Genomic DNA, 18,939 nt, shown 5'->3' on the forward strand with positions numbered 1-18,939 from the left:
GAAGCACGAACGCCTTCGTCGACGCCGTCCGGGCCGCTTCCGCGAGAGTCGGGGCGAGCGCGGCCAGGAGCTCGACGGCCTCGGCGATGTACCGGAAGGCCGTCGTGGTCCCGATGCCGAAACCGGCTGCGAGCTGGGCGTACGGATGGCCGCTGCGAAGACCCATCTACCAGGGGCTTCATCTGTCTGTCAGCCCAACTGACGTGCTCCGCAGCTCCAGTTCGGCGATCGGGGTGTTCTTGGTGTTGGTGGCGAAGCAGGTCAGGCGCATGCCGTCGGCGTCGGTGAGACGCAACTGGGCGCCGGGGTGCGGCCGTTCCCTCCGAACGATCAGCCGCATCCCCTTGGGCCAGCCCTTGAGGCAGTCGCCCTCGATCTCGGCCACCCAGGCGCCGTCGCGGACTTCGCCGTCGGGCTCGACGGCCGGCGTCCAGGCCGGTGCCGGGACCTTCAGGACCGCGTGGTGGATGGCATCGGTGATCATGGATCGCCCGTGGCTTGCGCCACGGCGCCAGCGCCGCCGATATCGCCTGATCCAGACCGGTCTTGCGGACCGTCTCCACCAGCAGCACCCCGCCGGCCTGGGAAACCACCCCGCGACCACCGCCTTCGGTACGGACACGCGGGTAGAACCCGATACGCTTCTTCACCTGGAGAGTGCTTCTTTCATGCGCCGGCCTGGACCCTAGACAAGTCCCATCGTTGCAGGTCAGGAGCACTCTCCGCGTTTCTGATCACCTACCGGACGCCCTGCCGCGTGAAAGCGCGAGGCTAACAGTGAGACGACGCGTGGTTCAGCGACCACCGTACGAAACCATGGCCATGAAACCGGACAACGGGGTGTCCGCCGGTTCCCCGCCTCCGCCTCCATCGCGGATCTCTTGGCTGGAGAACACCCTCCGAGACTCTCGGCAGCCACTTGGTGTCGACACAAAACAAAAGTGTTGCGACGACTCCTTGAACTCAAGCAGTACACGTCCGTGAGGCTCACAACGCGCCTAGTCAGGGCTGATATCCAGGCGTCCATGGGCTCGGTCGGCGACTCGTTCGACAATGCTTGGCGGAGAACCTCCACGTTCCCCCGCTATGACCGCACTGCCTGGATCTTGATCCGCACCACCAGGGCAGCCCAGCGCTGACCACCACCGATCTGGCCAAGGTGAGCGGCGGTCGACTCGAATCACGGCGGTAGCATCCGCAGTAGCATGAAGAGCATGAGCGAGCCTACCCAGAAGTACTCGATCACCATGCCCCGGGACATCGCCGAAGCCGCCCGCGCCCGTAGTGGCCCCTCCGGCCTGTCCGCCTACGTCGCCGCCGCCGTCGCCCGCCAGATCGAGCGCGACAACCTCAACGAACTCATCCAGGTCGCCGAGGCACAGCACGGCCCCATCACTGATGATGAGGTGCAGGCCCTGCGCGACCAGCTCCACCAGGCACGCGCACAGCAGGTCGGCGATGAGGCGAGCGCGGCGTGACACGCTCCCCTGCCGCCCCGGGCGGCACGCTGGTACTCGACAGCGGAGGGCTGGCCAAGGCCGTGCTGCGCGACCGGACAGTCACCGCCTGGCTCGCCCTGGCACGCGTCGATGACCTGCGTGTGATCACGTCAGCGGCCACTCTGGTGGAAGTCGTCCACCCACGTATCAACCGCCCGGCCCTGGAGTGGACACTCTCCCGCCTCATCGTGGAGCCGGTCACCGACGCAGTCGCACGCCACGCCGCCGCCCTGCTCACCGATGGCGGCTTGCACGGCCACAAGTACGCCATCGAGGCCATGCTCAGCGCGACCGCCCTTGCCGCCCCTGGGCCCGTCACCGTGCTCACCTCCGACCCGGAAGATGTCACGGCCCTATGCGGAACGCGCGCCACCGTCATCAAGGTCTGACGCCCAAACTCGGAAGGAAACGGGGCGCTCTCCGGGTCCCGGCACTCACACGGAAAGACCGCCCTCCCCCACCTACGTCCGTGGTCGGGGAAGGGCGGCCGGTCCGGTCACGGTCAGTGGCTGCCGGTCAGCTGGCCGGCGAGGCGCTCGTGCATGTCGGCGCTGGGCTTGTTCAGGCCGATGATGGTCACCTTCTTGCCTCGCTGGGCGTACTTCGTCTCCACGGCGTCCAGGGCGGCGACGGAGGAGGCGTCCCAGATGTGGGCGGCGGAGAGGTCGATGACGACGTCGTCCGGGTCGTCCTTGTAGTTGAACTGGTAGACGAGGTCGTTGGAGGAGGCGAAGAACAGCTCGCCTGTGACCGCGTAGACGACCTGGTTGCCGTCGGGGTCGACGACACCGGAGACGTTGACCAGGTGCGCGACGCGCTTGGCGAAGACGACCATCGCGGTGATGCAGCCGACCACGACGCCGATGGCCAGATTGTGGGTGGCGACCACGCACGCGACGGTGACGACCATGACGGTCATCTCGCCGAGCGGCATCCGCTTGACGGTCTTCGGGGCGATGGAGTGCCAGTCGAAGGTCGCGAACGACACCATGATCATGACGGCGACCAGGGCGGCCATGGGAATGTCGGAGACGACCGGGCCGAAGACGATGCACAGCACCATCAGGAAGGAGCCCGCCAGGAAGGTCGACAGGCGGGTGCGCGCGCCGGACACCTTCACGTTGATCATCGTCTGGCCGATCATCGCGCAGCCACCCATGCCGCCGAAGAAGCCCGTGACGATGTTGGCGACGCCCTGGCCGATCGACTCGCGGGTCTTGCCCGAGTGGGTGTCGGTGATGTCGTCGACCAGCTTGGCCGTCATCAGCGACTCCATGAGGCCCACCAGGGCCATGGCGAACGCGTACGGGGCGATGGTGGTCAGCGTGTCCATCGTGAAGGGCACGTCGGGCAAGCCCGGCACGGGCAGCGAGGAGGGCAGCGCGCCCTTGTCGCCGACGGTCGGCACCGCGATCGCGGCCGCCACGGTGATCACGGTCAAAACGATGATGGAGACCAGCGGGGCCGGGATCACCTTCGTGACCTTGGGGAAGAGCACCATCAGAGCGAGACCGCCGATGACGAGCGGATACACGGCCCACGGCACGTCGTGCAGCTCCGGCACCTGCGCCATGAAGATCAGGACGGCGAGCGCGTTGACGAAACCGACCATGACGCTGCGCGGCACGAACCGCATGAGCTTGGCCACGCCGAGCGCGCCGAGGATCACCTGGAAGACGCCGGCGAGGATGACGGCCGCGATCAGATAGCCAAGGCCGTGTTCGTGGTTGAGCGGGGCGATGACCAGGGCGATCGCGCCGGTCGCGGCGGAGATCATGGCCTTGCGGCCGCCCACGACCGAGATGACGACGGCCATGGTGAAGGAGGCGAACAGGCCGACCGCCGGGTCGACCCCGGCGATGATGGAGAAGGAGATCGCCTCGGGGATGAGCGCCAGGGCAACGACCAGGCCGGCCAGCACCTCGGTACGGAAGACCTTCGGGGAGTCGAGCCAGTCCGGCTTGGAGAGGCGGAACTTCGGGGCTGCGGGCAGCAGTGACATGCAACCGTTTCTGTTCAGGCGGATGCGCCAGCAACTGGCGGACGCTTCCACGTCGTCTACGAAGTAATGCCGTAAGGCACACACGACTCCGCGCACGAATGGGGCGGAATCCTCGGCGGCCCGGCCACTTCAACGGGGCCCAGCCGGTCTGCAAGGCAGCCGTCCGGCTGCCGGTCGGGCATCATGGCCCGGAAGTCTTCGGATGCCATCGGGGCCCGGTCAGGCCCACGCTATGGCGTTCACTCCTGCCGTCACTCTCGACGGCGGCGGTGAACACGTCGAGACTCTACCCTGACGTGAGGGCAGAGTGCGACGTGCGGCTTGTGAAACGCAGGTAAACGCCCGCCAAGATCCTGTGATTCATGTCACGTAAGGTGGGTTGCTTTACGGATTCGAAAATCGAAGAAACAACGAAGGGGATCATGGAGCGATGACGGATCAGCGGCAGATGCAGATCGGCGAGGTGGCCGAGCGGACCGGTTTGTCTCTGCGCACCATCCGGCACTACGAGGAAGTGGGCCTGGTGATCCCCTCGGCCCGCAGCAAGGGCGGCTTCCGGCTGTATACGGAGTCCGACGTCGAGCGCCTGATGGTGATCCGCCGGATGAAGCCGTTGGACTTCTCCCTGGAGGAGATGCGCGACCTGCTGGACATCACCGACCGCCTCGCCGCCACCGACGACCCGCCCGCCGGCGAGGAGCGCGAGCGGCTGCGGGAGCGGCTGGACTCCTACCGCAAGGTGGCCGACGCCCGCTGCGAGACCCTGCGGGCCCGCCTGGAGATGGCCGAGGACTTCGCCACCACACTCCGCCGCCGCCTGCAGGCCGACGCCCGCGCGGGCGCCTGAGCCGCGTCGGCGGTCGCAGTGCCGGACGAGGGGCACGGCCATGACGGTCCGGGCACCTCGATGCCATCCGGCCGCTTGTCGATCAGCCGCCTGCGGCTGCCCGTCACCTCTTCGGTGACGCCGTGCGACGGTGAGCCCGGATCACTGCCGTACGGGCCAGTGATGGCCCCGGGCGTCGACAGACTTCGCCGGCCCCTCGGCTCCCCCTCCGCCTCAGCCCGCAACCGTGTGGTGGCGTCGGGCAGTTGGTCGGTGATGTCGTAGCAGTCGTCCGGGGCGCCCGCGGCGGGATCCCACATGCCACCGGCTCGCCCCAATGGCACTCCGGGCCGAACGTTTACGGAAGTGCTGATCAACCGAGCGACGACCGGCGGGATCGGGCACATACTCTCCCCTCGGGGGAGACATCGGCCTGCTCCCCGCTCCTCGGCGGCCGTCCTACTCGTGGGCGGCGATGAGGTGGTCCAGCCGGGCGGCGGGGAACTCCCGCTCGAAGGAGCCCGCCTGCCAGCGATCGGGGAACAGGGCGAGCTGCGCCTTGTCGCGGATGCGGGTGAGGGCCTCACCCTGGACGATCCGTGAACGGTTGAGAGCTTCCGCGCCGGCCGGGTCGGTGGCGCGGGCCACGCGGTAGGGCAGCGTCTCCAGCTTCACCGGGGAGGAGAACTCCCCCGCCATGCGGGCGCTCACGACGTCGAACTGCATCGGGCCGACCGCGGCCAGCACCGGCGCCTGGTCCCCGCGCAGGTCGGAGACCAGGACTTGGACGACACCCTCCTCGTCCAGCTGCGCGATACCGCGCCGGAACTGTTTGGACCGGCCGAGGTCGACCGGGCGGGCCACGGCGAAGTGCTCGGGCGCGAAGGTGGGCATCGGCGGGAACACCGTCGACTGGCCGGCGTAGAGGGTGTCGCCGACGCGCAGGGCGGTGGCGTTGACCAAGCCGACCACGTCGCCGGGATAGGCGATGTCGACCATGGAACGGTCCTGGCCGAAGACGCTGTGCGCGTACTTGGTGGCGAACGGCTTGCCGGAGGCTGCACGGGTGACCGTCATGCCGCGCTCGAAGATCCCCGAGCACACGCGCATGAAGGCGATCCGGTCCCGGTGGGCGGGGTCCATGTTGGCCTGCACCTTGAACACCAGCCCCGAGAAGGGGGCGTCCACCGGCCGTACGCCTCCGCTCGCCACCTCGCGCGGGCCGGGCGGCGGGGCGAGGTCGACCATCGCGTCGAGCAGCAGCCGCACTCCTATGTTGGAGATCGCGGCACCGAAGAAGACCGGCGTGGTCCGGCACGCCAGGAACGCCTCCCGATCGTGTACGGCACCGTCGGCCTGGAGGAGATCAAGCTCCTCAGCCGCCTTCCCCCAGTCCGCGCCGTCCTCCAGAGCGGCCCGATCAGCCGGGACGGGTTCCTCGATGGCTTCGTGGGCACCGCCGGGGGTGCGGGCGTAGCGCAGCATCTGCCCCGGACTCCGTACGTCGATCAGTCCCCGCAGGTATCCGGCGGTCACCGACCGGCCAGGCGACGGGGGTGGGCTTGAGGCGGAACTCGCGCTCGATCTCGTCCAGCAGCTCCAGCGCCTCACGGCCGGGCCGGTCCCACTTGTTGACGAACGTGATGACCGGGATGCCGCGGTGCCGGCAGACGTCGAAGAGCTTGCGGGTCTGCTCCTCCAGGCCCTTGGCGGCGTCGATGAGCATCACCGCGCAGTCCACCGCGGCCAGCACACGGTAGGTGTCCTCGGAGAAGTCGGCGTGGCCGGGGGTGTCCAGCAGGTTCAGCACACATCCCCGGTGGGCGAACTGCAGCACCGCGGAGGTGACCGAGATACCACGGGCCTTCTCCATCTCCATCCAGTCCGAGGCCACCCCTCGCCGCCCCGCCTTACCGTGTACCGAGCCCGCCTCGGTGATGGCGTGTGCGTGCAGGGCGAGGGCCTCGGTCAGGGTGGACTTGCCCGCGTCGGGGTGGCTGATCACGGCGAACGTGCGCCGGCGAGCCGCCTCGGAGGCCGCCCATTCACCGGTGGAGCTCATCGCACCGCCTCCGGGTCCGCCGCGGCCGTGGCGTCCACGAGCCGGGCCAGGTGGCCGTGCAGGGAGCGGGCGAAGTCCTCCGCACGGCCCAGCTGCCGCCGCAGGTCCTCGCACCGCGTGTCGGCCTTCACCGCGTACGTACGCAACCGTTCCACCAGTTCCTCGTGTGCGTGCTCGTCGTGCTCGTCGTTCTCCGGCAACGGTCCGCCGTCGCCGGGGAGTTGGTCCAGTACGCCCAGCAGGGCGCGGATGTCGTCGAGGCAGAAGCCCAGCGGCCGCATCCGCCGCACCAGCGCCAGTCGGCGCACCTCGGCCTCGGTGTAGAGGCGGAAGCCACCCATGCTGCGCTCGCTGGGGGCGACCACGCCGACGTCCTCGTAATGGCGGATCGTCCGCAGCGACAGCCCCGTGCGTTCGGACACCTCGCCGATCTGGATCAGCTTCTCGCCCACGGCTTCACCGCCTCGCCCCGTGTGCCGGCGCCCTCGCCGGACCACAAACCTACCCTCTCGTTACGGTAGGTTTGCAAGAGGGTGGAACCGGGGGCAGCCACGGACGGGCTGAGCGTTCCGCGAGAGCGGTTCTACGAGGCCGGACGCGTGGTGTTGACGTGAAGTTCCCGCCCGCGCGCCCGACGCCCTGCCCTGCGGCTCGGTAAAGCAGTTGCCCGCCCGTGCCTCCACCCCCGCATCATCGTCGGGACCAGTCCGCCCTTCACCTTTCAGGGAGACCGCGTTGACCACCGACCGCTTCCCGGACATCGCCCGCACCGGCACCGCCGCGATCGGCGCACGGTACGTCGGCGGACCCGACCGGCAGCGGCTGGTCATGGATGACGAGGTGCATGCGCTGCAGAGCGCTTCCCCGCCCCGCGGCCTGTCCGCTGTGAGCTGGTTCGCGAGCACGGACGGCGAGACGGTGCTGTCGCTCGCGCAGTGGGAGAGCGCCGGGGCGTACGACGCGTACCTGCAAGGCGGTGGCTACGCCGCTCCCTTGGCCGGTCCGCCCCGCTACCGGCTGTACCGCAGCATGGCCGAGGAGCACGGGACCCGCGTCCCGGGCTGCCTGATCACGGCCGCTTTCGACGTGGACGGGCCCGAGCGCCAGCGCTTCTTCACCGACGCCGTGATCGCCGCCCAGCCGAAGGAGAGCGGGCACCCCGGCGCGATCTCGGCCCACTTCCTGCACAGCGCCGACGGCAGCCGCGTCCTGCTGTACACGGAGTGGACCAGCGTCGAGGCGCACCAGGAGGCAGCCGAGGCCGGTGATCACGACCAGGGGCACGAGATCTTCTCCGGTACGCCCGGGGTGCGCCTCACCCACGGCGGGCGCTACCGTCTCCACCGCTCCCTGGCCCTGCCCCTCCCCCCGCCGTGACCGAGGCGCGCCGCGCCGTGGCCAACTGGGCCTTCCGCACCCACCGCCGCAGGCCACTGGTCATCCCCGTCATCATCGACACCTGACCGGGCCACGGCCGGGGGCGGAGCATGCGTCGCCGGGCCGGCACCGGCCGGTAACCGTGTGTCCCCGACCGTCAGAAAGGTGAACGGATGAGCCTGCGCTTCGAGGAGATCGACTGGAAACCGACCCCCATCGGCGAAATCAGTCTGCGCCGGCGCCGCCACCCGGAGTCGGGCGACGACGTGTACGAGGTGAAGCTAGGCGACGAGTTCCTGATGTCCAGTCTCTTCACCACGGGCGAGATCGCGCTCACGGAGCTCGCCCTGGCGAAACTGCCGGCCACCGAACTCGACGTAGCCGTCGGCGGACTCGGACTCGGCTACACGACCCAGGCGGCCCTGGACGACCCACGGGTGCGCTCGGTGACCGTGATCGAAGCGCTCGCCGAAGTCATCGACTGGCACGAGCGGCACCTGGTGCCCCTCGGGGCCCGGCTCACGTCGGACGCCCGCTGCCGCCTGGTGCACGGCGACTTCTTCGCGCTGGCCGCCGACCCACGCGGTCTGGACCTCAGTGCGCCGGGCCGCCGCTTCCACGCCATCCTGCTGGACGTCGACCACTCACCGCGTCATGTGCTCCACCCGCGCCATGCGGCGCTCTACCAGCCTGCCGGGCTTCGCGCTCTCGCCGCTCAACTCCACCCCGGCGGGGTGTTCGCCCTGTGGTCGAACGACCCGCCCGACGAACAGTTCACCTCCGCGCTCACGGAGGCCTTCGCACAAGCAGTGGCCCACGTCGTCGACTTCGACAACCCCCTGCAAGGCGGCACCTCGGCCAACACCGTCTACCTGGCCGGCACGGCACCGGACACACCGCAGGACGAGGGCCCCACCTGATCCGGGGCTGCACCTGCGGCTGTTCGACGTGAGTGAGGAACAGGTCCTCGTCGGCGGTACGGACGTACGCGAGACGAACCGCGCCACCCTGGCGGCGCCGGCCGGTCTGGTGTCGCACACGCACGACTGCCCGCCCTCAGTCACAACCTCGGAATTTCATCCACTTTCGCCCCATACGCACCATTGCTCTACGGTGGATAGGAGCGACGCTGCACATCCCCTCACCGATCATCGAGGTGGCGGTCATGACGGATACCACTCAGCGCAGCACCACAGAAGGCAGGCAGGGCGGGGCCACGGCACAACAGGGCCGCACCGGGGCGAGCACGCCCCCGGAGGCCCGTGGCAGCACCTCGATCGCGGACCCGGTCGTGGCCAAGATCGCAGGCATGGCGGCCCGGGAGGTTCCCGAGGTCCACAATCTCGGCGGCTCGGTGACCAGGGCCCTCGGTGCCGTGCGGCAGCGCGTGCCCGGCACGGGCTCCGGCGTCACGCAGGGCGTGAAGGTGGAGGTCGGTGAGCGTCAGGCCGCTGTCGACCTGGACGTGGTCGTCGAATACGGCGCCGCCATCGCCGACACCGCCGCGGACATCCGGACCAACGTCATCAACGCCGTGGAGCGGATGACCGGTCTGGAGGTCGTGGAGGTCAACATCTCGGTCGGCGACGTCCATCTGCCGGACGAGGAGGACGAGGAGCCCGAGCAGGAGGAGCGGCGCGTGGCCTGAGGCGAGCGGTGCCCGCTCCCTCGGCATGGCCCTCTCCCGCCTCCTCCCTGGGGCGGGCTCGCCCACCGCCTCCCTGGGGCTCTCCAGTCTCCCCTGAGGCCCCGGGCTCCCCCTGGGGGCTGAGCACCCCTGGGGGAGTGAGCGCCGGGGCAGGGCATCGCGTGCGTGCCCTGAAGCGCGCCGTCAGGCGGAGCGCTTGCGAGGCGTCGACTTCTTCGCCTGGGTCTTCTTCGCGGTGCCCTTGGACGCCGACGCCGTCTTCTTCGTGCCCTGGGCCGACTTGGCCGTCGACTTCTTGGCCGCGGCCGTTGTCTTCTTGGCCGCGGGCTTCTTCGCGGTGGACGTCGACTTCTTGCCGCCGGTCTGCTTGGGGGCCGCGCGGGCCGTCTTGCGCGGCGGGAGCGACGCGACCCCGGCGTGGTCGTCGGCCTCCTCGCCACGGGACTCGCGGGCCGCGCGGACACTGTTCTCCAGGGCCGCCATCAGGTCGAGGACCTTGCCGCCGGCCGCGGGCTCCGGGGCCTGGGGCGGGGCCTCGCCGGCGGCCTTGGCGGCGATGACCTCCTCCACTGCCTCGCGGTACTCGTCGTGCAGGTCCTCCAGGTCGACCTCGCCGAGGGTGTTCATCAGCGCGTCGGCCAGGTCCAGTTCCTGGTCGCGGACCGTGACGTCCGTGTCGGGGGCCAGGTCCTCGGGGGCACGGACCTCGTCCGGCCACAGCAGGCCGTGCATCGCGATGGCCTCGCCGACGACCCGGAGCATGCCCAGGCGTTCCCGGCCGCGCAGGGCGAACTTCGCGATCGCCACCTTGTTGCTGCGCTTGAGTGCCTCCCGCAGCAGGGTGTACGGCTTCGCCGCCGGGGCGCCGCTCGCCTGGAGGTAGTAGGCGGCATCCATCTGGAGCGGGTCGATCCGGTCGGCCGGGACGAAGGCGACGATCTCGATCGTCTTGGCCGTGGGGAGGGGAAGCTGGGACAGGTCCTCGTCGGTGATGGGGATGATCGAGCCGTCCGCGTCCTCGTAGCCCTTGCCGATCTCCCCCTGGGTGACCTCTCGGTCCTCCAGTTCGCAGAACTTGCGGTAGCGGATGCGGCCGCCGTCCTCGGTGTGGATCTGGCGGAACGAGATCGAGTGGCTCTCCGTGGCGTTCACCAGCTTGATCGGAATGCTGACCAGGCCGAACGAGATGGCGCCGTTCCATATGGATCTCACGTGCAGCACCCTTCCGGTCACGCTCGGGAGTGTTCGTCATGGTTTGCGTGGGATTCTTATCGTATGGCGCCTATCACAGTCGTGGAGGGGCGACGGCTCGCGCTCAGCAATCTGGAGAAGGTGCTGTATCCCGCCACCGGCTTCACCAAGGGCGAGGTGCTGCACTACTACGCGACCGTCGCCGAGGTCCTGCTGCCCCATCTGCGTGACCGGGCGGTGTCCTTCCTGCGCTACCCGGACGGTCCGGACGGGCAGGTGTTCTTCGCGAAGAACGTGCCGCCGGGTACGCCCGAGTGGGTCACCACCGCCGAGGTGCCGCGGGTCGAGGGGCCGTCGCGGATGGTGCTGGTGCAGGACCTGCCGAGCCTGATGTGGGCGGCCAACCTCGTGACGGAGTTCCACACCCACCAGTGGCTCGTCGGCACGCCGGAGGAGGCCGACCGGATCGTCTTCGACCTCGATCCGGGGGCGCCCGCGAGCATCATGCAGTGCTGCGAGGTCGCGCTGTGGCTGCGGGAACGGCTCGCGGAGGACGGCATCGAGACCTGCGCCAAGACCTCCGGCTCCAAGGGACTGCACCTGCTCGCCGCGGTACGCGGGGCGTCCTCCGAGCGCGTGTCCGAGTACGCCAGGGCGCTGGCCGTCGAGGCGGAGAAGGCCATGCCGCGGCTCGCCCTGCACCGGATGACCCGGAGCCTGCGGCCCGGCAAGGTCTTCGTCGACTGGAGCCAGAACGCCGCCCGCAAGACGACGGCGACGCCCTACACGCTCCGGGCCCGCGCGGAGCCGACCGTCTCGGCGCCGGTGACCTGGGAGGAGATCGAGGAGTGCGGCGCGCCGGGCCGGCTGGACTTCCGGGCGGGGGACATCGCGCCGCGGGTGCGGGACCACGGGGATCTGCTGGCGCCGCTGCTGGATCCGGACCGGGCCGGATCACTGCCGTGACCACGGACCTGTCGACCCGCCCTCACACTCGCGCCCTGGCGTTCCGGCCCTGCCACACATCCGCGCCCAGCTGGCCGGTCCTCCCTCACACCCGCGCCCAGCTGTCCGGCCCACCCTCACACCCGCGCCCAGGTGTTCCGGTCCCGGGCGATCGCGTGCAGGCCCTCCACATCCGCCGGTTTCAGGACCCCGCCCTGGCGGGCCAGGGCCTCCAGCTCCACGTCCGGCAGGACGCGGACCTCGCGGGGAGCGGCCGGGACCGACACCTCCGCCGGGGCCACCAGGGCGAGGACCGGACGGACCTCCGCCGTGAGGGCGTAGGAGGCGCGGTCGGCGTCGGAGCGGACGCGGCGCAGCAGGGGGTACGGGTCGCGACGGCCCAGGCTGACCATCGGGTCGGAGATCCGCACGCGCTGCTTGCGGGCGTACAGCGCGTGCAGGGCGAACAGGCCACCGGGGCCGATCAGCAGGTGGTGGATGCGGTCGCCGCCGGGCAGCGGCACCGAGTGCAGGGCGTGCCAGCCCGCGCCGTCCAGCCTGTCCAGGACGTCCCCGACGGCCTGCTCGGCGGCCAGGGCGCGGCGGCGCGGGTCGGGCCGCAGCCGATGGGCCGGGCCGGGGGCGCGGTCGAGGTCGACGATGAGGGCCTCGCCGGGGCGGTTGGGGGCCAGGTCGTCGTCGGGATGGAGGGTGAGGCGGGCCAGTTCGGCGGGCGTGGGCACCGGGGGCGGTCCGACCGTCACGGGGCCGGTGACGAAGGGCCCGAGGACCCGCAGGACATCGTCCTCGCGGTCCTGGCCGAGCAGGTTGACCCGGGCCGCCTCACGGTCGTACCAGGCGATGTTCCGGCCGTCCGGGAGGCAGACGTAGAGGCGCTCCCGGCCGTGCCGCCAGGTCGGTATGACGCGCAGTCGGTCCATGCACCATCACCCCTGACCATGGGAACAGGCGGGGTGCTGCGGGGGCAAGAACCCGGTTACCTTTGAGAGGAGCTGGGCGGTGATGTGGGGAGGCGCCGTTGCGTACCCGCAGGAATCCCGATGTCCCGGCTCCGGAGAGCCCCTGGAGCGAGGTCGTCCCCGGCCTGTGGATGGGCGGCCACGAGTACGCCGGCGCCTCGGGCCATCCGGAGTTCGTCGTCGTACGGGACGAGTTCGACCTGGTGCAGACGCTGCTGCGGCTGCCGGGGCACGGGCCCGGTCCGGGCGTCCGGCACCATGTGTGGCCGATCCCCGACGGGCCGCTCGACGGAACGCAGCTGGCGGGGGTGATCCGGCTGGCCGAGGCAGCGTGCGAGGCGCTGGACGAGGGCCGCAGCGTCCTCGTCCGCTGTTACCACGGCTACAACCGCTCCGGCCTGGTCGTCGCGCAGGCGCTGATACGCCAGGGCCGCTCCGCCGAGGCGGCGATCCGGCTGATCCGGGACCGCCGCTCGCCCTGGGCGCTGCACAACGACCTGTTCGTCGCGTACCTGCGGGCCGGGCTCGCCACCGCCCGGCTGCTGGAGGAGCTCGCCGAGTAGCGCGGCATACGGCTGCCCTCTCGCGCAAATGGGACTTCCTCGCGAATAGGGTGTACCCGGTCGGCGGTTGCGTCCGAGCCACGTGATCACCCACGAACCGCAGGAGTGCAGTGCCCCTCAGCCGCCCCGGAGCCCGCCACGGAGCCCGCCACGGAATCCGGCTCCGAATCCGGCTCGGAACCCGCCACGGAATCCGGCTCCGAATCCGGCTCGGAACCCGGCTCGGCCGTCCCGTCGGCCGCCCCGGCCGCTCCGAGGGCCGTCCCGGCCGGCCATGGAGCCGTCGTGGCCGTGCCGTCCGCCGTGCCGCCGTCGCCGCCCTGCTGCTGGCCGCCGCCGTGGTGGGCTGCGGGGACGCCGGCCGGCTGGAGGGCGCGGGGCCGACCCGGACGGCGGTCGGCCCGGCCCGGCTGTGGCCTGGGCTGACACCGGCGTCCAGTCCGGCCTTCGAGATCGGCGAGGTGAACACCGAGGTGGTCAAGGGGATCAAGGTCCCCGGCGACGACATCCGCCGGGTGAACCCGGTCGCCATCGTCCGGGCCGAGATCGCCGCGCACCCGGACGACTACGACGGCGACCAGGCACCCCACCACGGCACCGAGGCCCGGATGGCCGGCTGCGCCGAGGGCCCGGAGCGCGGGACATGCCCGGTCCTCGAGCCGTACTACCGGGATCTGACCGGCGACGGGCGCGACGACCTGACGCTGGGCTTCTCCCTGCTGCCCGGCAAGACCACCGCGGTCCGCGTCTACACCGTCGACAAGCACCGGCTCATGCAGGTGATGGCCTGGGAGGACGCGCTGAGCCGCGTCGAACTGGCCGGGCGCTCCCTCGTCATCCGCTCGCCCTCCGAGGTCGCGGGGTACGAGTACCGCCTCCAGTGGACCTGGGACCGGGATCAGCGGGCCATGCTCCTCACCCACGACGAGATGCTGCGCACCGGCCCGCGCAAGCACTCCCGGCACCCGTCGGCCTCCCCCGCCGCCCCGTCCTCCTCCGCCTCCTCCTCGGCGGACACAGGATGAGACCCGCCCTCCCCCAGTGGTCCGGGACGCTCGCCGCCAAGGCCGCCGCCTTCATCACGGTGATGTGCTGCGCGCTGGCCGCCCTGCTCGGTGTCCTGGTGCACGTGCAGGTGACGAACCAGACCGTCGGCCAGGCCCGCGAGCGGGCGCTGCAGCGGCTGACGCAGGTGACGGATCGGTACGAGGCCGGGGACACGCTCCGGCGGGGCGCCGCGGTGGATCCCCCGGGGCTGCCCCGGGAGCTGCGGGACCTGGCGGTGTCCGGGGAGCGCGGCACGATGGTCGCGGACCGGGACGGGCGTCCCACGATGTGGGCGGCGGGACCCGCCGACGGCGGCCGGGCCCTGGCGGTGGCGGTCGACTACGCGCAGCAGGCCCGTACGATCGCGGGCCTGGACCGGGCGATCCTATGGTCCTCGGGACTGGCGATCGGCGCGACACTGCTGGTCGGCGCGTTCGCGGTGACGCGGGTGACACGGCGGCTGCACACCACGGCACGGGTGGCCCGGCGGATCAGCGCGGGCGATCTGGACGCGCGCGTGAACGACCCCCGTACGATCCCCCGTACGGACTCGCGGCCGGACTCGCGGCCGGACCCGCGGCCGGACCCGCGGACGAGGCATCCGGCGCGTCCGCAGGACGAGGTGGCCGCGGTCGCCGCCGCGCTGGACTCGATGGCGTCGTCGCTGCAGGGCAAGCTGCTCGCGGAGCAGCGGTTCACGGCGGATGTCGCGCACGAGCTGCGTACGCCGCTGACCGGGCTGCACGCGGCGGCCGAACTGCTGCCGCCGGGCCGACCGACGGAGCTGGTGCGGGACCGGGTGGCGGCACTGCGCACGCTCACCGAGGACCTGCTGGAGATCTCGCGGCTGGACACGGGTCGCGAGCGGCTGGAGCTGGACACCGAGCAGTTGGGGCCGCTGGCCGAGCGGGCGGTGCGGGCGGCGGGGAGCGACGCGGAGGTCAGGGTCGTGCGGAACGTGTCCGTGGAGACGGACCGGCGGCGGCTGGAGCGGGTGCTGGGGAACCTGGTGGCGAACGCGCACAAGCACGGGCGGGGGCCGGTGGTAGTGACCGTCGACGGTCCGGTGGTGACCGTTCGGGACCATGGGGACGGGTTCCCGGAGTACCTGGTGGCGCACGGGCCGCAGCGCTTCCGCACGGAGGGGGGCGCGCGGGGGCACGGGCTCGGGCTGACCATCGCGTCGGGGCAGGCGGAGGTGCTGGGGGCGCGGCTGGTGTTCGGCAACGCCCCGGACGGCGGGGCCGTGGCGACCCTGGAACTGCCTGCGGAGTGAGAGTCCGGGGCGTGTCCTCCTATGGCCCAGCGTGAGGGGCGGGGCCCGCGGGGCGCTCCTAATGTAGCGATAAGTCAGCTTCGGCAATTTCGCCCCCACATGGAGGTACTCCCCATGTCCCTGCGCTCCCGCCTCTCCATAGTCGCCGCCGCCGGTCTCCTCGCCGCCGCGGCCGCCGTCACTCCTGCCGCCGCCACGCACGACGGCTGGGACCCGAGCGGCGGCAACGGCAACGGCCACCACAACCCGATCGGCGGCAACGGCAACGGCAACGGCCACCACGACCCGATCGGCGGCAACGGCAACGGCAACGACGACCCGATCGGCGGCAACGGTAACCACGACCAGCGCCTCTACAAGGGCGTCGTCACGGCGAACACGCTGGCGCTGCGCAGCGCCCCGAACCGCGGCTCCCAGATCATCCGGTATGCCCACAAGGGCGACATCGTCAAGATCTTCTGCAAGACCGGAGGTGAGACCGTGCAGGGCAATCCCCTCTGGTACCTGCTCACGGACGGCACCTGGGCCTGGGGCGCGGCCCGCTACATCGACAACATCGGCCCCGCGCCACGCTGGTGCTGACATTCTGTCACCCAAAGGCGCACAAGACGTCCCGTTTGGGTAGGTTCCGGACATGAGCAAGGCCGGAATCACCGTGGCGACGGCGGACCCGCCCGCGCCCGCCGTCCGCCGCCTCCCCCGGCGCCGGGGCATCGAACTCGCCCTCATCGTCCTGGCCGTACTGCTGTCCGTGTACGGCTACTGCGCCGTGGGCCTCGCCCAGCACGGAGCACTGCCGCCCGGATCCGCCGGCTATGGCGCCGGACTGGGCGTGCTCGCGCTGCTGGCCCATCTGGCGGTACGCCTGCGGGCTCCGCACGCCGACCCCCTCCTCCTGCCGATCGGCGTGCTGCTCAACGGGCTGGGCCTGGTGCTCATCTACCGGCTCGACCTGGAGACCCCGGGCGACCGGGCGGCGCCGGCCCAGCTGGTGTGGTCAACGCTGGGCGTGGCGCTGTTCATTCTGGTCATGCTGCTCCTGCGCGACCACCGGGTGCTCCAGCGCTACACCTACGTCTGTGTCGTCGCCGCGCTGGTGCTGCTCACGCTGCCGATCCTGTTCCCGGCGGTGAACGGGGCCCGCATCTGGATCCGGATCGCCGGGTTCTCCATCCAGCCGGGCGAGTTCGCGAAGGTGCTGCTGGCGGTGTTCTTCGCCGCGTACCTGGCCGCGAACCGCAACGCCCTCGCCTGCACCGGCCGCCGCATCTGGAAGCTGCAGCTCCCCACCGGCCGCGTCCTCGGGCCGATCGTCGCCGTCTGGCTGGTCAGTGTGGGCGTGCTGGTCCTGGAGCGCGACCTCGGCACGTCGCTGCTGTTCTTCGGCCTGTTCGTCGTCCTGCTCTACGTCGCCACCGGCCGCACCGGCTGGATCGCCGTGGGCCTGCTGCTGGCGGCGGTGGGTGCGTTCGCCGTGGGCCGGATGGAGCCGCACGTGCACAGCAGGATCGAGACCTGGCTGCATCCCTTCGCCTCCATCGAGGCGGGCGAGGGCGCGAACCAGCTCGCCCAGTCCCTGTTCGCCTTCGCGGAGGGCGGCCTCCTCGGCACGGGCCTGGGCCTCGGCCACTCCGTACTCATCGGCTTCGCCGTGAAGTCGGACTTCATCCTGGCCACGGCGGGCGAGGAACTCGGCCTGGCAGGGCTGTCCGCGATCTTCCTCCTCTACGGGCTGCTGGTGGAGCGCGGCTACCGGGCCGGCCTCGCGCTTCGCGAGCCCTTCGGCCGGTTGCTCGCGGTCGGCCTCTCCTCGCTGGTGGCGCTGCAGGTGTTCGTGATCGCGGGCGGGGTGACCGGACTGATCCCGCTGACCGGCATGGCGATGCCGTTCCTGGCGCAGGGCGGCTCGTCCGTGGTCACCAACTGGGCGATCGTGGCGCTGCTGGCCCGGGTGAGCGACTCGGCCCGGCGGCAGGGCGACGGGCAGGGCTCCCGGTGACGCGGCACATCCGGCACGCCGGCCTCTTCTGCGCGCTGCTGCTGGTGGCGCTGCTGCTGAACGCCGCCCGCGTCCAGATCGTCCAGGCCCCCGAGTACGACCGCAACCCCGCCAACCGCCGCCCCGACATCGTCCGTTACGAGGAGCCGCGCGGCGACATCCTGGTCGGCGGCCGGCCGGTCACCGGCTCGAAGGACACCCGCGAGCACCTCCGCTACGAACGCACCTACACTGACGGCCCGTTGTACGCCCCGGTCACCGGCTTCGCCTCTCAGCTGTACGGCACGACACTCCTGGAGAGGACCGAGGACGGCATCCTGTCCGGCTCGGACCCGATGCTCGCGCCCTTCCCGCTGTGGAACGACTTCACGCGGGCACGGAACTCCGGCGGGGACGTCGTCACGACCCTCGACCCGGCCGCGCAGCGGGCGGCGTTCAAGGGACTGGCCGGGCTCAAGGGCGCGGTCGCGGCGCTGGAACCGTCGACCGGCCGGATCCTGGCCCTGGTGTCCCGCCCGTCCTACGACCCCCAGCCGCTGTCCGGGAACGGCTCGGCGGCGGCCCGGTCCTGGACACGGCTGAACTCGGACAAGGACCGGCCGATGCTCAACCGGGCGGCACGGCACACGTATCCGCCGGGCTCAACCTTCAAGGTCGTCACCGCGGCCGCCGCGCTGGACGCCGGCGTGGTCACGGACCTCAACGCGCCGACGGACTCCCCCGACCCATACACCCTGCCCGGGACGCGGACCCGCCTGACGAACGCCGCCCGGGGCTGCCGGGACGCCTCCGTGCGCGAGGCCTTCACCCTCTCCTGCAACACGGTGTTCGGCAAACTCGGCGTGGAGGTGGGCGTGACGGACATGACGGCCACGGCCCACGCCTTCGGCTTCAACAATCCTCGACTGCGGGTTCCGTTCCCGGTCGCCCGGTCCACCTTCGACACCTCGCTCGACCAGGCGCAGCTCGCCCTGTCGGCGATCGGCCAGTACAACACCCGTGCCACTCCCCTGCAGATGGCGATGGTCGCGGCGGCCGTGGCCAACGGCGGCCAGGTGCGGGAGCCGTACCTGGTGGAACGCACGACCCGGCCGGGCGGCAGCACCCTCGCGACGGCCGGCTCGCGCGCGGTCCGGCAGGCGATGTACCCCTCGACCGCGGTCCGGCTGCGCGCGCTGATGCGGGAGGTGGTCGAGAAGGGCACCGGCCGCCGGGCCGCGATCCGCGGTGCCAAGGTGGGCGGCAAGACGGGCACCGCCCAGCACGGCCGCCGCAACTCCGGCATGCCGTACGCCTGGTTCATCTCCTGGGCGCAGGGCGACCGTGACCCGGCGCCGCGGGTGGCGGTCGCGGTGGTCGTGGAGGAGGGGGAGACGGAGCGCCGGGACATCAGCGGGGGCGGCGACGCGGCGCCGATCGCCCGGGCGGTGATGGAGGCGGTACTCAAGTCCCGCTGATGGCTGCCCGGTTGATGAGACGGGTCACCCCGGCGGAAAGCTCCCTACCTAACGTTCGGCACATGAC

Annotated in this window: 19 protein-coding genes and 2 pseudogenes; 13 read left to right on the forward strand and 8 right to left on the reverse strand. The window is 71.2% G+C overall.

The genetic code is table 11. The features are described 5' to 3' along the window. Positions 1–160: pseudogene (locus ACZ5TL_RS23315) on the reverse strand (transposase family protein); the annotation flags it as partial. A gap of 48 nt (positions 161–208) precedes the next feature. Next, positions 209–451: pseudogene (locus ACZ5TL_RS23320) on the reverse strand (IS1380 family transposase); the annotation flags it as partial. Between the two features lie 763 nt (positions 452–1,214). On the opposite strand from ACZ5TL_RS23320, the gene ACZ5TL_RS23325 reads away from it, so the two are divergent. Both ACZ5TL_RS23325 and ACZ5TL_RS23330 read left to right on the forward strand, forming a co-directional pair. Continuing rightward, positions 1,215–1,478 (forward strand): CopG family transcriptional regulator, encoded by a 264-nt coding sequence (locus ACZ5TL_RS23325; protein ID WP_468592099.1) that lies wholly within the window; start codon positions 1,215–1,217, stop codon positions 1,476–1,478. After that, positions 1,475–1,888, forward strand: coding sequence for a DNA-binding protein (locus ACZ5TL_RS23330; protein WP_468592100.1), 414 nt, complete (start codon positions 1,475–1,477; stop codon positions 1,886–1,888). Before ACZ5TL_RS23325 ends, ACZ5TL_RS23330 begins: the two co-directional genes overlap by 4 nt. A gap of 113 nt (positions 1,889–2,001) precedes the next feature. On the opposite strand, the gene ACZ5TL_RS23335 is transcribed toward ACZ5TL_RS23330, so the two are convergent. Then, positions 2,002–3,501 carry a SulP family inorganic anion transporter gene (locus tag ACZ5TL_RS23335; protein WP_468592102.1) on the reverse strand — a complete coding sequence of 500 codons (1,500 nt, stop codon included), beginning with the start codon at positions 3,499–3,501 and terminating at the stop codon, positions 2,002–2,004. Positions 3,502–3,931: 430 nt separating this feature from the next. Between ACZ5TL_RS23335 and ACZ5TL_RS23340 the strand changes: the two genes are divergently transcribed. After that, the gene (locus ACZ5TL_RS23340) at positions 3,932–4,348 is read left to right on the forward strand and encodes a MerR family transcriptional regulator (RefSeq protein WP_468592104.1); all 417 of its coding nucleotides are present in this window, start codon (positions 3,932–3,934) and stop codon (positions 4,346–4,348) included. A gap of 438 nt (positions 4,349–4,786) precedes the next feature. On the opposite strand, the gene ACZ5TL_RS23345 is transcribed toward ACZ5TL_RS23340, so the two are convergent. From ACZ5TL_RS23345 to ACZ5TL_RS23355, 3 genes are read right to left on the reverse strand one after another with little or no spacing between them, the layout of a single operon-like run. Then, positions 4,787–5,812, reverse strand: a complete 1,026-nt coding sequence (locus ACZ5TL_RS23345; protein ID WP_468592106.1) for a peptide chain release factor 3 — start codon at positions 5,810–5,812, stop codon at positions 4,787–4,789. Continuing rightward, a complete protein-coding gene (locus ACZ5TL_RS23350) occupies positions 5,748–6,389 on the reverse strand; it encodes a GTP-binding protein (protein WP_468592108.1) in 642 nt (213 codons plus the stop codon). The genes ACZ5TL_RS23345 and ACZ5TL_RS23350 overlap by 65 nt, the downstream gene beginning before the upstream one ends. Beyond that, entirely contained in the window at positions 6,386–6,841 is a 456-nt protein-coding gene (locus ACZ5TL_RS23355; RefSeq protein WP_468592109.1) for a MerR family transcriptional regulator, read from the reverse strand. The genes ACZ5TL_RS23350 and ACZ5TL_RS23355 overlap by 4 nt, the downstream gene beginning before the upstream one ends. A 283-nt stretch (positions 6,842–7,124) precedes the next feature. Here ACZ5TL_RS23355 and ACZ5TL_RS23360 point away from each other — a divergent pair, with 283 nt between their 5' ends. The 3 genes from ACZ5TL_RS23360 to ACZ5TL_RS23370 all read left to right on the forward strand — a co-directional run bounded on the left by ACZ5TL_RS23360 (position 7,125) and on the right by ACZ5TL_RS23370 (position 9,414). Next, a complete protein-coding gene (locus ACZ5TL_RS23360; RefSeq protein WP_468592110.1) occupies positions 7,125–7,766 on the forward strand; it encodes an antibiotic biosynthesis monooxygenase family protein in 642 nt (213 codons plus the stop codon). Between the two features lie 173 nt (positions 7,767–7,939). After that, complete coding sequence (locus tag ACZ5TL_RS23365; protein WP_468592112.1) at positions 7,940–8,686, forward strand: polyamine aminopropyltransferase; 747 nt, start codon at positions 7,940–7,942, stop codon at positions 8,684–8,686. 245 nt (positions 8,687–8,931) lie between these two features. Then, positions 8,932–9,414 carry an Asp23/Gls24 family envelope stress response protein gene (locus ACZ5TL_RS23370; protein ID WP_468592114.1) on the forward strand — a complete coding sequence of 161 codons (483 nt, stop codon included), beginning with the start codon at positions 8,932–8,934 and terminating at the stop codon, positions 9,412–9,414. A 183-nt stretch (positions 9,415–9,597) separates the two neighbouring features. Here the strand turns inward: ACZ5TL_RS23370 and ku are convergent, their stop codons facing one another. Then, complete coding sequence (ku, locus tag ACZ5TL_RS23375) at positions 9,598–10,626, reverse strand: non-homologous end joining protein Ku (protein WP_468592115.1); 1,029 nt, start codon at positions 10,624–10,626, stop codon at positions 9,598–9,600. A 63-nt stretch (positions 10,627–10,689) separates the two neighbouring features. Here ku and ligD point away from each other — a divergent pair, with 63 nt between their 5' ends. Beyond that, positions 10,690–11,571, forward strand: a complete 882-nt coding sequence (ligD, locus tag ACZ5TL_RS23380; RefSeq protein ID WP_468592117.1) for a non-homologous end-joining DNA ligase — start codon at positions 10,690–10,692, stop codon at positions 11,569–11,571. A gap of 116 nt (positions 11,572–11,687) precedes the next feature. Here ligD and ACZ5TL_RS23385 read toward each other — a convergent pair whose 3' ends face one another. Continuing rightward, the gene (locus tag ACZ5TL_RS23385; protein WP_468592118.1) at positions 11,688–12,491 is read right to left on the reverse strand and encodes a nuclease-related domain-containing protein; all 804 of its coding nucleotides are present in this window, start codon (positions 12,489–12,491) and stop codon (positions 11,688–11,690) included. A 98-nt stretch (positions 12,492–12,589) separates the two neighbouring features. On the opposite strand from ACZ5TL_RS23385, the gene ACZ5TL_RS23390 reads away from it, so the two are divergent. The 6 genes from ACZ5TL_RS23390 to ACZ5TL_RS23415 all read left to right on the forward strand — a co-directional run bounded on the left by ACZ5TL_RS23390 (position 12,590) and on the right by ACZ5TL_RS23415 (position 18,872). Next, positions 12,590–13,093, forward strand: a complete 504-nt coding sequence (locus tag ACZ5TL_RS23390) for a protein-tyrosine phosphatase family protein (RefSeq protein WP_468592119.1) — start codon at positions 12,590–12,592, stop codon at positions 13,091–13,093. A gap of 320 nt (positions 13,094–13,413) precedes the next feature. Beyond that, on the forward strand, positions 13,414–14,118 hold the full coding sequence (locus tag ACZ5TL_RS23395) for a hypothetical protein (RefSeq protein ID WP_468592301.1): 705 nt from the start codon (positions 13,414–13,416) through the stop codon (positions 14,116–14,118). Beyond that, a complete protein-coding gene (locus ACZ5TL_RS23400) occupies positions 14,115–15,416 on the forward strand; it encodes an ATP-binding protein (RefSeq protein WP_468592120.1) in 1,302 nt (433 codons plus the stop codon). The genes ACZ5TL_RS23395 and ACZ5TL_RS23400 overlap by 4 nt, the downstream gene beginning before the upstream one ends. A 114-nt stretch (positions 15,417–15,530) precedes the next feature. Further along, the gene (locus tag ACZ5TL_RS23405; protein ID WP_468592121.1) at positions 15,531–15,998 is read left to right on the forward strand and encodes an SH3 domain-containing protein; all 468 of its coding nucleotides are present in this window, start codon (positions 15,531–15,533) and stop codon (positions 15,996–15,998) included. Positions 15,999–16,050: 52 nt separating this feature from the next. Continuing rightward, complete coding sequence (locus ACZ5TL_RS23410; protein ID WP_468592122.1) at positions 16,051–17,415, forward strand: FtsW/RodA/SpoVE family cell cycle protein; 1,365 nt, start codon at positions 16,051–16,053, stop codon at positions 17,413–17,415. Continuing rightward, a complete protein-coding gene (locus ACZ5TL_RS23415) occupies positions 17,412–18,872 on the forward strand; it encodes a penicillin-binding transpeptidase domain-containing protein (protein ID WP_468592123.1) in 1,461 nt (486 codons plus the stop codon). Before ACZ5TL_RS23410 ends, ACZ5TL_RS23415 begins: the two co-directional genes overlap by 4 nt. Positions 18,873–18,939 lie beyond the last annotated feature (67 nt).

Source organism: Streptomyces sp. NPDC033136, assembly GCF_055578235.1.

Excerpts from the sequence above, each read along its gene's own strand:
- ACZ5TL_RS23325 (WP_468592099.1), top strand. The coding sequence starts at position 1,215 with ATGAGCGAGCCTACCCAGAAGTACTCGATCACCATGCCCCGGGACATC.
- ACZ5TL_RS23335 (WP_468592102.1), bottom strand. The coding sequence starts at position 3,501 with ATGTCACTGCTGCCCGCAGCCCCGAAGTTCCGCCTCTCCAAGCCGGAC.
- ACZ5TL_RS23340 (WP_468592104.1), top strand. The coding sequence starts at position 3,932 with ATGACGGATCAGCGGCAGATGCAGATCGGCGAGGTGGCCGAGCGGACC.
- ACZ5TL_RS23345 (WP_468592106.1), bottom strand. The coding sequence starts at position 5,812 with ATGCTGCGCTACGCCCGCACCCCCGGCGGTGCCCACGAAGCCATCGAG.
- ACZ5TL_RS23350 (WP_468592108.1), bottom strand. The coding sequence starts at position 6,389 with ATGAGCTCCACCGGTGAATGGGCGGCCTCCGAGGCGGCTCGCCGGCGC.
- ACZ5TL_RS23365 (WP_468592112.1), top strand. The coding sequence starts at position 7,940 with ATGAGCCTGCGCTTCGAGGAGATCGACTGGAAACCGACCCCCATCGGC.
- ACZ5TL_RS23370 (WP_468592114.1), top strand. The coding sequence starts at position 8,932 with ATGACGGATACCACTCAGCGCAGCACCACAGAAGGCAGGCAGGGCGGG.
- ligD (WP_468592117.1), top strand. The coding sequence starts at position 10,690 with ATGGCGCCTATCACAGTCGTGGAGGGGCGACGGCTCGCGCTCAGCAAT.
- ACZ5TL_RS23385 (WP_468592118.1), bottom strand. The coding sequence starts at position 12,491 with ATGGACCGACTGCGCGTCATACCGACCTGGCGGCACGGCCGGGAGCGC.
- ACZ5TL_RS23400 (WP_468592120.1), top strand. The coding sequence starts at position 14,115 with ATGAGACCCGCCCTCCCCCAGTGGTCCGGGACGCTCGCCGCCAAGGCC.
- ACZ5TL_RS23405 (WP_468592121.1), top strand. The coding sequence starts at position 15,531 with ATGTCCCTGCGCTCCCGCCTCTCCATAGTCGCCGCCGCCGGTCTCCTC.
- ACZ5TL_RS23410 (WP_468592122.1), top strand. The coding sequence starts at position 16,051 with ATGAGCAAGGCCGGAATCACCGTGGCGACGGCGGACCCGCCCGCGCCC.